Annotated in this window: 15 protein-coding genes and 1 other annotated feature; of the genes, 1 reads left to right on the forward strand and 14 read right to left on the reverse strand. The window is 38.3% G+C overall.

What is annotated here, in order from left to right; translation table 11 throughout:
- Positions 1–53: 53 nt before the first annotated feature.
- Positions 54–245, reverse strand: a complete 192-nt coding sequence (locus ERX55_RS09350; RefSeq protein ID WP_133452310.1) for a hypothetical protein — start codon at positions 243–245, stop codon at positions 54–56.
- A gap of 285 nt (positions 246–530) precedes the next feature.
- On the opposite strand from ERX55_RS09350, the gene ERX55_RS09355 reads away from it, so the two are divergent.
- A complete protein-coding gene (locus tag ERX55_RS09355; RefSeq protein WP_165983768.1) occupies positions 531–971 on the forward strand; it encodes an LPXTG cell wall anchor domain-containing protein in 441 nt (146 codons plus the stop codon).
- A 71-nt stretch (positions 972–1,042) separates the two neighbouring features.
- Here ERX55_RS09355 and ERX55_RS09360 read toward each other — a convergent pair whose 3' ends face one another.
- The 13 genes from ERX55_RS09360 to ERX55_RS11490 all read right to left on the reverse strand — a co-directional run bounded on the left by ERX55_RS09360 (position 1,043) and on the right by ERX55_RS11490 (position 12,614).
- On the reverse strand, positions 1,043–1,354 hold the full coding sequence (locus tag ERX55_RS09360) for a thioredoxin family protein (RefSeq protein WP_133452312.1): 312 nt from the start codon (positions 1,352–1,354) through the stop codon (positions 1,043–1,045).
- Positions 1,355–1,466: 112 nt separating this feature from the next.
- Positions 1,467–2,456 carry an ABC transporter permease gene (locus tag ERX55_RS09365; protein WP_133452313.1) on the reverse strand — a complete coding sequence of 330 codons (990 nt, stop codon included), beginning with the start codon at positions 2,454–2,456 and terminating at the stop codon, positions 1,467–1,469.
- Positions 2,449–3,330 carry an ABC transporter ATP-binding protein gene (locus tag ERX55_RS09370; protein ID WP_133452325.1) on the reverse strand — a complete coding sequence of 294 codons (882 nt, stop codon included), beginning with the start codon at positions 3,328–3,330 and terminating at the stop codon, positions 2,449–2,451. Before ERX55_RS09370 ends, ERX55_RS09365 begins: the two co-directional genes overlap by 8 nt.
- Before the next feature lie 364 nt (positions 3,331–3,694).
- The gene (locus ERX55_RS09375; protein ID WP_133452314.1) at positions 3,695–4,207 is read right to left on the reverse strand and encodes a hypothetical protein; all 513 of its coding nucleotides are present in this window, start codon (positions 4,205–4,207) and stop codon (positions 3,695–3,697) included.
- 64 nt (positions 4,208–4,271) lie between these two features.
- On the reverse strand, positions 4,272–4,610 hold the full coding sequence (locus tag ERX55_RS09380; RefSeq protein WP_165983769.1) for a hypothetical protein: 339 nt from the start codon (positions 4,608–4,610) through the stop codon (positions 4,272–4,274).
- 168 nt (positions 4,611–4,778) lie between these two features.
- Entirely contained in the window at positions 4,779–5,159 is a 381-nt protein-coding gene (locus tag ERX55_RS09385) for an NUDIX hydrolase (RefSeq protein WP_133452316.1), read from the reverse strand.
- Between the two features lie 28 nt (positions 5,160–5,187).
- On the reverse strand, positions 5,188–6,201 hold the full coding sequence (locus ERX55_RS09390) for a S66 family peptidase (protein ID WP_341777468.1): 1,014 nt from the start codon (positions 6,199–6,201) through the stop codon (positions 5,188–5,190).
- 38 nt (positions 6,202–6,239) lie between these two features.
- Positions 6,240–7,913, reverse strand: a complete 1,674-nt coding sequence (gene argS, locus ERX55_RS09395; protein ID WP_133452318.1) for an arginine--tRNA ligase — start codon at positions 7,911–7,913, stop codon at positions 6,240–6,242.
- Positions 7,914–7,953: 40 nt separating this feature from the next.
- Positions 7,954–8,168 (reverse strand) — a binding site (T-box leader).
- Positions 8,169–8,292: 124 nt separating this feature from the next.
- A complete protein-coding gene (locus tag ERX55_RS09400) occupies positions 8,293–8,934 on the reverse strand; it encodes a hypothetical protein (RefSeq protein WP_133452319.1) in 642 nt (213 codons plus the stop codon).
- A gap of 21 nt (positions 8,935–8,955) precedes the next feature.
- Positions 8,956–9,159: a hypothetical protein gene (locus ERX55_RS09405; protein WP_133452320.1), complete on the reverse strand. Its 204-nt coding sequence runs from the start codon at positions 9,157–9,159 to the stop codon at positions 8,956–8,958.
- Between the two features lie 189 nt (positions 9,160–9,348).
- Positions 9,349–10,524: a DUF418 domain-containing protein gene (locus ERX55_RS09410; RefSeq protein WP_133452321.1), complete on the reverse strand. Its 1,176-nt coding sequence runs from the start codon at positions 10,522–10,524 to the stop codon at positions 9,349–9,351.
- 244 nt (positions 10,525–10,768) lie between these two features.
- The gene (locus ERX55_RS09415; RefSeq protein ID WP_133452322.1) at positions 10,769–11,473 is read right to left on the reverse strand and encodes a putative DNA binding domain-containing protein; all 705 of its coding nucleotides are present in this window, start codon (positions 11,471–11,473) and stop codon (positions 10,769–10,771) included.
- A 238-nt stretch (positions 11,474–11,711) separates the two neighbouring features.
- Entirely contained in the window at positions 11,712–12,614 is a 903-nt protein-coding gene (locus ERX55_RS11490) for an SAV1803-related protein (protein ID WP_208001526.1), read from the reverse strand.
- Positions 12,615–12,857: the final 243 nt, after the last annotated feature.

Genomic DNA, 12,857 nt, shown 5'->3' on the forward strand with positions numbered 1-12,857 from the left:
TCCAAAAATGATGAAAATCATGGCCAAAGACATCCTGGAATCCCCCTTACGACTTACTTATCTTTCTTTTGCACCTTAATTCGTTCTAAATCTTCATCAGAAATCTTAAAAGTCACTTCTTCCGTCTCGGTATCCAGAAGAGCTTTAACTTCTATACCTTGATTAATAAATAGTCCCTTCTTCGTTTCTAATTTTAATGGCATAGCGCCATAAGTCATGGTTTTCATCTCTTTTTTAGCCCTCATAATCTCCCCACAGATATTGTATAAGCACTGATGTCTTATTCACTTATTTCATGTACTCGATGTCCGGTAAAAAACAATATTACCGATCAGCTTCCTTTGTTTTTACATATCATATCAAATATTGAGTGATTTTACAGTAATGAACAGGTCCGCTTATTACTCTTTTTTAAACATCCGGCTCAATAAAGCCTCATCAAAATAAATCTACTTTCTTTACATAAAATTCAAGTTATAAGACATTTTTTATATTATAATGGAGGTATCTTACAATAAAGGGGAAATATAATGAGACTGAATAAGCTTCTTATCGCATCTTTGACTATAGGTACTTTGCAACTTCCGACTATCACTATGACTGCATTCGCTGATGAAGGGGCTAAAACTGTGACGGGTGAGATTTTACCTGCATCTACCGATACGGATGGTGATGGCTGGGCGAATGTCGGCTTTGATCCATCTGGACTGCCGGCTGCAGACCTCGAGAAGGTGAACCAGCTGACCATTCAAAAAGACTCGGGCCAATTATCTCAAGTAGAATATAATGAGCAAGTGGCTGCTATCTTTAAACAGACATCTGAAAACCAGCAAAGTGTTCAGACGCAACAGGATCAGACGACCATTACACAGCTGCCTGATACAGGTGAGGAGAACCGTTCAACTGGAATCGTTGTTATGGGCATCCTCTTACTGGCATTTGGCCTCAGACTGATAACAAGACATGCCTAATATCAAAGACCTTCTCAGCTCCATGCTTGAGAAGGTCTTTTTTAGAATCTGAGAATCTGTCAGTAATGCCGCTACAGTGCAGCCAGCTGACTCAGCCGGTAATCCAACGTCTTAAAATCAATGATGCGGGCCTGCCGGTGAAATTCCCGGCCATCAGCAAATAAAATAACAAACGGCGCCGTAAATAAAGACAGCTGACCCGCCGCTTCCGGCATGTCATTGACCAGAATCTTCGCGTGCGGAATATCATAACGAACAAGTTGTTCTTCGACCTTCGGCAGATCAGCATGACAGACGCTGCACCCTTCAGACATGACGTACAGGACAAATTTCTCTCCAGCCATACGCTCTGTCAGCTCCGTATAATGATGAATCTGTTCCATCGCTTCACCTCCTACTGAAATCTTAACAGACTCTCCTCTTCAGTTCTTTAATGACAAAAATAGATGAGGCTTAAACAGGTGCCTCATCTATTTTTTGCATGCTTTCAGACACTTAGTTCGCGATATCCCGTCTATTAAAGACATAGGCAGCGATTGCAACAACTATAACGAGTGCGATGATATTGTAGCTGAGTGAAAAGCCATACGTCATCTCTTTGACAGCCGGTAATCCTGTTATATAGCGATTCAGCGACCAGTTCGCCGGCCAGATATATTTGACCAGTTCTGTTTTTGAGGCGATGAAATTGACAATCAGCGAGCCCAGGAATAACAGGCCGAGTGAAATCCCCTGCGCTGCCGCTGTATTACGCAGCAACACGGATAATACGTACGCTATCGTCGCCAGGACGATGACCATCACCAGATCATTGGCCATGACTTTAGCCAGGAGCGGCCAGAATTCCACCATCTTAAAGTCGCCTGTCTCGGCATCGGTCACAGCTAACTTAGACGTCGGGTTGTGAGCTCGTGTCACGAGGCCGAAGAGCATCGAGATGCCGTACGTGAAGACCACAAAGATCAGTGAGGTCAGCAGCACAAACAGATATTTAGCGAAGAATATTGTCAGGCGGGAAGCGGGCCGAATCATCAGTAACTTGATCGTGCCCTGCTGATGTTCACGGCTCATCACACTTCCTGCTATCACAATCACCATCAATGCCACCAAGTTGATCAACGGTGAAGTATCAAGCAAGTAGGCATATAGATTCTGCATCGCTGGAGGCTGTACATCCTTCTTAAGGTAGAAGCTCAGTCGTGACAGCTCCTGCTGACTTTCAGCCAAAGTGATGGACTCTTTGAATGACAAATTATTCATATCCTTTTTGCTGAGCTTGTCCACTCGAGCGTTCAAGTCCTTGATGTCCGCCTGCACTTCTGTCCGCCAGTTCTCTCCGTATGTCTTATTTCTATCTGTCTCACCTGTCGTAAAGCGCTCCAGCATGATGCCAAGCGCAAAGACCAGGACGATAAGCGTCAGCATCACCCACGTCGCCGGACGCATAAAATACTTGATCCATTCATTTTTAATCAGATTAAACATGGTTGGCACCTCCAGTCATCTTCAGGAATCGTTCTTCCAGTGTCTCCTTGTCCATGACCACTCCGTAGACATCAATATCCGCCTGGACGAGACCTCTGATGATATCGGGCACATCCTTCTGGCTGACCTGGACGACAAGACCCTTTTCCTGAACAGTCGCCATGCCGCGTGACGCAAAATAGTGCGCTGCCGCTTCTACCGGATAGACGTCGAAGCGATGCGGCACAACATCTTCAGCCGTACTGACCTGGTGCACACCCTCTATACTGAGCATCTGACCATGCTGAATAATGCCGATACGGTCACACATCATCTCCATCTCACTGAGCAGGTGACTCGAGACAATAACAGAGAGACCTTCCTCGCGCGCGAGCTTACGGATATAATCGCGGATTTCTCTGATTCCCTGCGGATCAAGGCCATTCGTCGGTTCATCCAGAATAAGCAGAGAAGGTTTGTGCAGAAGCGCCTGTGCAAGCCCGAGGCGCTGCCGCATCCCGAGTGAATACTTCTTCACCTTGTCATGGATGCTCTCTTCAAGTCCGACCAGCTTGATGACACGCTGAATATCCTCCCGGGTGACCCCTTTCTGCATACGGGCGAACTGCTTCAGATTTTCAAGCCCGGACAGAAACGGATACAGCTCAGGATTCTCAACAATGGCCCCCACATGTTCCATAGCCTCCGCCCGTTCAGTAGTGACGGAGTGACCTAATATAGTAATATCTCCAGCTGTCGGTGTCGTCAGACCGACAATCATCCGGATTGTCGTCGTTTTACCGGCCCCATTCGGCCCTAAGAAGCCGAACACCTCGCCCTTTCTGACCGCAAAGCTGACATCATTGATGATGGTCCGCTTGCCGATGGTCTTCATTAAATGCGCCACAGACAGACTTATATTCTCTTCCACAACATGACCTCCTTTTCTCCCACTGTATATGAAATCATTCCAGGATGTAACCCGTCAGCTAGAAATTTAAGGAAACTTTAAGGTTGAGAAGATAGGCCCAATAAAAAAGCCAGCCCCTAAGGACCGGCTGATTATGAACAGTGAAGAACACCGCTAAAGGCAAAACTAGGTGCCCAAAGTTTTTGGCATTTGCCCATCGAAAGATTAAAATCACATACTTCGTCTCCTAGATTCGTATCCATAAGGCGTAACAAAGTGTAAGTCGTAAGGCGTTAACGTCCGTACAAAATATGATCTATTGAGAAGTAGTCTTTCTACCAGAAACAGATTATGAAGTGAGCAGTTCGACTTCAATCATCATCGTGCTGTTGAATTGGTCGACCTTCATGGACTTGGCGTTTGCTGCCGCTTCCAGCTCCTCGATATAAGCATTCACCCTATCCTCTTCAATAATCCCTTCCTCCACTACGCCGACACCAGCGACCGTCTTAATTCGTTCCTGGCCATAGCCGAATGCCGTATAGCTCTGCAGCTCCTCAATCATCTTACGCTCAAGCTTCAGCTGCTCCAGCATATCAGACGCCGTCACGCCTGCCTCAATTTCAGAGGTTGAATTCTTCAGATGAATCGCTGTCTTCAGCGTCACAATATCATGCTTCAACTGGTCCATCTTCTGCAGAGAATCAAACACTTTCTGCGACTTCTCAGCCGTAACAATACTCTTACTGTTCACCGCAATCGGCGTCCGGTATTCAGAATGGAACTTCTGCATCTCACGGTTCAACTGCTGACGCAACGTGCTGATCAGAAATACAGCCTGCTGGATAGATAAAGTCGTCATGGCAACCTCCTGTATAAAACCGTTATTTTGGATCATTATAGCATAAAAATATCTTCTCAAAAATTCATCGCTTCTTAAACTCGCTTTCTAGACGTTCAGCGTGCGGAAAGTGGCTGGACAGACTTGAGATAATAGCATCATCATCAATCAGGACATACGTCTCCGAACTATCCAGCGCTATTAATTCAAAAACAGTTTGTGATTCAATATAACATAACCCATTTTTCAAATAAGGCTGGTCCATCGTAATATCATAGCAGTTTGAGTTTCCTTTTATTTCTTCCCAGGAAAGCTCACGCGGAAAACCTGATAATACACCCCATATCCATTGAACATGTGCATACTGCTGCAGAAGCGAAAACAATTGTTCACCATCCAGAAAATAATCATGTGGCTCATTCAACGGAAAAGACTCATTATCAGGATTATTATGTTCCACACATCTCACTTTCCATTTCAGAGATTTTATGTAGGGTTCAATGTGTTTCAGAATTTCATAAGGAAAAGTCACATAACCTTTTTCATTCAAAATAAATCCTTGCATACTTATCACTTCCCATTTCAATAAGTATTATAGATAATTAAAAATCATTTCTTTGTCTTCAGGATAGAGCCAATTTAATTTATTATATTCATCCTTCTCAATCCATTTAACTTGTGCAATCTCATTGTCTGGATCAATTATTTCTAACTGCCCACCTATAATATTACAGTAAAAGTAGTCGACTGTTACATCATATTCTTTCACTTTCTTTTTCATCTGCTTTACATGTCTTATAATATTTACTTTATAGCCTGTCTCCTCGTGGACTTCTCTCACTAGAGCTTCTTCTTTACTTTCTCCTGCCTCAATCCCGCCTGTAGGTATAGACCATTTATTCTCACTTTTTGATTTCACTATTAGTAATTTAGAATTTTTAATGACGATTGCAGATACACCATTCCAGATCATAATATCTGATTTCCTTTCTAAAGAAATGTTATATAAATCTTTGTGTCAGTTTCCCATTTCCATTTTTGCATTCTACAATAGCGTATGCACCATTAATAAATGTCATCTGTGGTGGCATATGTCCACAATCTATATCATAGATAACAGGCATCTTTAATTCTTCAGCCAAATCTTTATAGACATCATCAATTGTATAGCCTTCTATATCATCAACGACTCTCGTTCTACCAAATAATAATCCACTGCAATTATCAAACCAACCTGCTAACTGCATCTGCAGCAACGTTCTTCTGAACTCTGTTGAACTAGCCTCACAATTCTCTAAGTACCAGATAACAGCATCATTATTGATAAATGTTTCTCTGAATTTATTTACATCTCCAAAAGGAGTTCCTATCAAGTGGTGAATAACATCCGTGCATCCACCTAGCAACCGTCCTTCTATCTGTACTTCGTCTTCATTGACAACCTTCCATTCAGTCGGTGAATCTAAATTAAATACACACTCAGTAGGATTGTTGTGATCCCATTTGCTTTGATATTTTTCTGAAGAACACTGAATGACTTTTCCACCCGTTTTTGTTTTTAAGACTTTTGTCCACATATCAGTTGTCGAATCTGAATATACTCCTCTCAGATCAACAAGATTAGGACCATGAGCAGTTGCAATACCAGTCTTTAAAGTAATCGCTAAAAGAATGGTACTGATATCAGAATAACCAAGTAACCACTTCGTTCTTAATTGTCTATAATCTATCTTATTAATAATTTCTAGAGCTAGCTCCCCTCCAAAAGGCGGAATAATGATATCAGTAGTATGATCTTTAAAAAAAGCATTCAACTCAGATGCTCGGACATCAGCCTCAGTAGATTTAGCTTTATGTTGCATCAAAGTGGTTGGCGCGATATTAATCTCATGGTTAGAAAATCGTTTTTTTATATCATGAATATATCCATACATTGTTTCAGTTAAACCAGAAGATGGAGCTGTAACGCCAATTGTAAAATTACCTTCCAATATGGGATACTTAATCAATAACATCTCTCCTTTTCAGAATTTAAATAAGATTCTCTATCTTCCTATAGTTCACGCGGCGTTTGAATACCTAGCAATCTCAATCCTTCTTCTACGATAATTGAAACCGCTAATAAAATCGCTATTCTATCCTCAAGCATCTCTTGGTTATCTATTATTCTCACTTTTGCATAATAAGTATTAAAGTGACGTGCCAGTTGTAATAAGTATTTGGAAAGTTCAGCGGATGATCTTTTCTCCATTGCAGATACTAATACTTCATCAAATGTGTCTAATGATTTGATAATATCCCATGCTTCTTCATCTAACTTTTCCACTTTTAATCTGTCAGTTTCTATGTTTGCTTTGCGGATGATAGCATGTATTCTTGCGTTCGTATATTGCAAGTAAAGACAAGTATTTCCTTCTGGCTTCAACATTTCCTCCAGATTAAATTCAATATCATTCTGACGATCATGCTTCAAGTCATTGAATATTACAGCACCAATACCTACTTGTTCACTGACTTCATCAATATTGACCAGACTTGTTGATTTTTCTTTGATATTCTTTTTTGCTAGTACGACTGCTTCATTTAGTACATCTTCCAGAAAAATTACTTTACCTTTACGAGTCGACATTTTCTTGCCATCTTTTAAAATCATACCAAATGTAATGTGTTCCATATTTTTTGCCCAGTTATAGCCCATCACCTTCAACACTTCCATCAATTGCTTGAAATGCAAAGACTGCTCATTACCCACGAAATAATAAGAATAAGAGAAGTTATAATTTTCTTTGCGATAAATCGCTGTGGCCAGATCTCTTGTCATATAAAGTGTGGAGCCATTATTTTTCTTAATAAGTGCTGGCGGCATTCCAGGAAGCGGCACTACTTCTGCACCATGGTCTGTTATTAATAACTCTTTCTTCTTCAACAGCTCTACAACATCATCCATTTTGTCATTGTAAAAAGCCTCACCGTTATATGAGTCGAAAGTGATATTCAGACGTTGATATAATTGGTTAAAAGACTGCAGTGAGACTTCTCGGAACCACTTCCATAGCTGTATATATTTTTCTTCACCCTGTTCAAGCATCAAGAAAGCATGACGTCCTGCTTCATTGAGCGTCTCATCATGTTCAGCTTCATCATGAAATTTCACATAGAGTTTGAATAATTCAGGAATAGGATTTTGAGTAACCGCTTCTTCACTGCCCCATTTTTGATAAGCGACTATCAGTTTGCCGAACTGTGTGCCCCAATCTCCAAGGTGATTGATTTTAATAGGTTTATAATTTAGTTTCTCCATTATAAGTGCCATAGAGTTACCTATAACAGTCGACCGTAAATGACCCATTGAAAATGGTTTTGCAATATTAGGAGATGAAATATCCATAGTCACTACTTGTTGCTGACCTATATCTTGATTACCGACCGAACTTCTCTTCAATAAAATATCATTAACAATATCTAATCCAACGTCTTGCGGATTGAAGAAGACATTTAAATACCCATTAACTGCCTGAATAAATTTAATTTCTGTACTTTCTATACTATCCTTCAGCTCTTCTGCAATGACACGAGGATTCTTTCGCAAATGCTTACTTAAAGTGAAACAAGGAAATGAAAGATCCCCCTGCTCGTAATGTTTAGGCTGTTCAATCAGATTCAAAATCTCATCTATCGTTAAAAACTCAATGTGCTTGGATAGTATACTTGCGAATAATTGCTTCATCAAAAATCCCCCTTTATCAATAAAAAAAGTCCACCTCTATAACAGAGGTGAACTTGACATCCACGGTACCACTCATATTTATGCCCAAAAGACATACACTCTCATTGTTAACGATGCTGCCACCGAACGTACCTACTATGATTCAATACGCTACTCACAAGATGCGTTTCATAATACATATCCTGCCATTCTCTCACCCTCAATAGCTCGCTAAAAAGATATTATATTATTACTGTTCTTGTGTAAAGTTTTAATTATTTGTTTTTACTATGGTAACATATACAGATTATATAGCAACAGTTTTATCATTAAAAATTGATCAATTCGAAAAGTGATGAGTGATTGAGATTCATCTCAAATTTAACCAAATCAATATTCTCTAGCTCAACCACCACTCGCCTTGATCATCTTGAAATAAATTCCCGACTTCTTCACTTAATGTATTACCCATGAAATCCTTAATGATCAGTTTCTCATAATAATGATAATTATCTATATCTTCTAAGCCCTCTTCAATCCATTGAGATATGTAGACTTTGTCATCTTCAATATGGATGACTGACTCTGCGTTCTCCAGTTCTAATGAAAATGATCGAGGGTAATAACATTGGAAGGTCCTACCCTGACTGGTTATATGGACGTGCTCACCCATGAGGCTGAGATTATACATATCTATCTCATGCATACTTAGTTCAGTCATTAACTGAGGCTGCTGCCCCGGTTCATACTGATAGAGGTAGACCATTTGTTGATTAAAGTCACATTGCAGAAAATAATAATATTCGTCATGATACATGACACTACTATAAAGAATATTTTTCTTCTTACTAAACGGCATGTAGACTCTACCTGTTGCTCGTTCATAGAATGTCAGAGTATTGCCGGGGACAGGGCCAGTTTTAATCGCATCATACGCTTCGTATAGCTCCATCATCTCATCACGACTATAGCCGTACTCACGCTGTCCCACTATCTCTTCTATAAAAGTCCCCGTCACATGCTCAAATCGATTAATCTTCATGACACACCTCCAAATGAGTCGTTATTTGGCTTTAAAATCATAATCATTAGTGAGGTCATTGGTTATGATGAGTTCATATTCTAGATGATTATCCTCAGCTTGATTGACCAGATGATCAATCTCTTTCAGGTTGAAGAATGACTGTATAGCTATAAGCAATGAAGCGGTCACTGCCAGCACCGTAACGACGATGACAATTGCCAGGATATTTTTGTTCTGTTTCATATCAAAACCTCCAGAAAGGAAATGTGATGCACTCATTTGATTGACTGAAAGCGGCTTTATCATTTCTTTGTTCTTTTACTTATTACTAATATAATTCCCATCAGTGTGCCGAACGCTATAATAAGTAGCGCTACATTCACAATTTACTCCGCCTATTTTTCATGAATCATTTCTATATATTTTTCAGCTTTAAACTAACTTATTATCGGTTTTCTTATTCGGCGAAAACGACCAGTACGTGACAACACGTGCGATATATTCAAGTGGTCCTTGCTTGAAATACTTGAAGTAAAAATTACTTAGAGCCACTTGTAAGATAAAGAATAAAGTAGCAATCAGCAGTGATAATAAGAAATTGTCATCACCAAAACGCTGCATACCGTAGCCATAGTAGATAAAAGAATGAAACACAGACTGGGCAATATAATTAGTGAGTGATAGTCTGCCGATCGCTTCAAACAGCTTGAGTGCCTGCCATCTCTGATAGAGCGCATAAAATAATGAAATATAAGAGAAGCTCAGGAGATACATACTGAAGATGCCTAATGTTCCTAAGATATCATTATCCGGCCAGATCACCATGCATGCTTTAAACAGAATAAAAATCGGTGTCAGATAAATAAAATTTTTCTTTACGGACGTCAGACCGGTTTCAAAAAAGCGATTCTTCGCCAATATCATACCGATTAAAAAGAGCGGTATATTAAAAAGAATGGCAATTGGTACTAACAGCAAGAATTCTTCATCGGTAAAAGCCATGAATGGATCTTCTTCCATAAAGAAATCGTTTCGTTCTTGTAGCGTTCCAGTTGAAAATACACTTTTCTCTGCTGCGAGATATTCACTTTGTTCTGCAGTTAATCCTCCAGTTGCAAAGCTTTGTTCAGCCGCAATCATAAAATCTGGATTAACTAAGAAAATGCCGACAATTAAAGGTATGACTAGAGCAGCTACAATCATCAGTGACCGAACTTTAAACTTCAGCATCCATACCACTATAAACGTAATAGTGCCGTATAGATAAAGAATGTCCCCACTGAAAAGATAAGCAGAATGAAGCAATCCCATAATGAAAAGAATTAATCCTCGTCTAATGATTGCCCGCTTCACAGGACGCCCCTTCTTCTCCAGGCTCTCACTCATCTTCATTAAACCGAAACCAAATAATACAGCGAATATCGGCATAAAACTGCCTTCTATGAAGATCTTAACCCAATAAATCAAAAGCTTATTTACTGCATCAACCCCATAGAATTCTGGATAATTTGCACCATAATGGCCGAACTGGAACAAGAGCAAATTAGCAAATAATATTCCCATCAAACTAAAACCTCTTAAACTATCAACAACTGTCAGTCTTTTCATAAACCCTCTTTTCTTTGATACCTCATTAAAAATTTTCGTACAAATTTAAGAAACTCAGATTCCCTTATATTCAATGTACACAAGTGAAGAGAAATATAGAACAGAGAAGTTACTAATTTAAGGAAACTTTAAGGTAAAGGCTATATTGCTTAATAAGAAATCTAGTAATATATAGTTACTAGTAAGACTGAATATCTTAGTTTTTATAATCATATTTGTATGTAATATCGACTTAAATGAAGATTTAATATCTGAATTTCATAAGGGCATTCAAAAGGACACACCATGACAAAACCATACAAAAAAGCACCTCTCGAATGGTTTCGAGAAGTGCTGTAAACATTTCAATTGAACACAAATTGCTGTCGCAATTTGCGTACCCAATCTGTAAGCGAATAAATTCGCAACAGCTTCGGCAATTAACGTTTTGAGAACTGTGGTGAACAACGAGCGCCTTTAAGACCTGGTTTTCTATGCATTTCATTGAAGATGAGAGATTGTCTAGCTTATTTTGACAAATAAAATATAAAAATATATTTTTTATCGTCCGGTTATCGTCCGGTAATTCAAATCCAGTTATATCAAGGCATTTCCATCTATCGTCCGGGTTATCGTCCGTTTTAAGATAGTATTTTGTACCCGGCCCTTTTCCTTCTGAAGTGATGATATCAGCTTTTTTCAATTCAGCAATCAACTCAGCTGTATAACTTTTTTGCAGTCCCATAGCTTCTTGAATTTCCAATCTGCTAGCCAGTTTCCCATCAGACAAATAATCAACTATTTCTGTCAACTTTGCATTAGAAGGTATTTGATTAAGTTTATAATTCTTATTATATAGAATTACGGTAAATAGATTGTGTGTTGCAATGAGTTCGGGTTGTTTCGTAAAACCTTTATATAACGAATAAATCCTCCTAATACCTGATCCATAATTTTCAATGTAATCCATTTTATCTAGTGCGTTGAATCGTCTACACTTGATTGGACAACTCCTATGAGAGAGGTTATTGTTAAATCAAAAAATAGACGCTTTTTTATGGCAAGACCCAGTAGAGTGTTCGATCCTGAGTTTAAACTGAAGATAGTACGATTATTAGAAAATGGTAAGCTTAGGCTGAAATTGTACGTTAATAAAATCTTGCGCTTTGAGCTTTAAATCACTTCCAATCTACATCAATTGATATAGATTATCCGTTAATTTTGGGGATTTTAAAAACGTTATTATTGAGGATTTTAACACCGTTATTAACATCGTGAAGACTTTCTATATATATTAAAAGGTCATCTAGTATTTTCTCTTTCGGATATACTTTCATTTTATTGTCATAATCTTTAAATGTCACAGAACTTCCCCGAAATGTCATAATGTTTTTATAATATATAAGCACATTATAACTAGCCATGACTATATCCATTCGAGAACTCTTATAGTGTAATTGCTTCGCTCTCTCTATCCAATTGTTTCTATCGTCTATTTTTCTTTGCTTTATTTGTTCTTCCAATTTTTTTCTGTCTTCTTCTTTTTTCCTTTTTTCATTATAGTAATCATTTAAAGTATTAAAATAGTTTTCTTCTAATATTTTTTGCATTTCTCTCAATAAATCAAATGCTTTTTGAGGAGTTAAAAATGATTTGATATAACATTTTTTCATCCATTCTGGATTAGGTTTAACTTCATCAAGATACCATTCTTCAATAATAGGCTTCAAATAAACTCCATATCCAGGATAACCATATTTAAAAGATGTTTCTTTTGTAATCAATACATGTAAAATAGTATGTTCTATCAAATCACAATATACTAATCTATCTTTTCTCTGAGTCTCAAAAGGGATATTAAACTTCTTTACATAATCTTTATCCGATATTTTCAACCATTTGATTTCATCTATATGATGGCAATAAAGACCTTCGCTTGTTCTAGTAAATTTCCCTTTTGAAATGCTTTTTATCTCTCCCTTCATAAATCTATAATATGAAGCTTCCCTAAAATAGTCATCTTGTACAGGACCATATTTCTGAAGTAATAAATCAAGTGCCTCTGCATAGTTTTTTGATAATAAATCCATGTACTCTATAGAATTATCCATTCACAATTACTCCTAAGTTATATTTTATTTACAAAAGGAATAAACGGCAAGTTATACAATCAAGTTAGCCACCTAAGGTGGAAGATACATTAATTGTCTATAAAAAAATACGCCATACGAATTCATGTTAATATTGTAGTTCTCACACCGACAATAAAGGAATGAATTCGTATGACGCATATCAATGGTAACACGAAAACCGTTAAGGGCAAACACCTTTCTAGAGATGAACGAATCATCATA

The organism is Macrococcus bovicus, from assembly GCF_004359575.1.
GTDB lineage: Bacteria > Bacillota > Bacilli > Staphylococcales > Staphylococcaceae > Macrococcus > Macrococcus bovicus.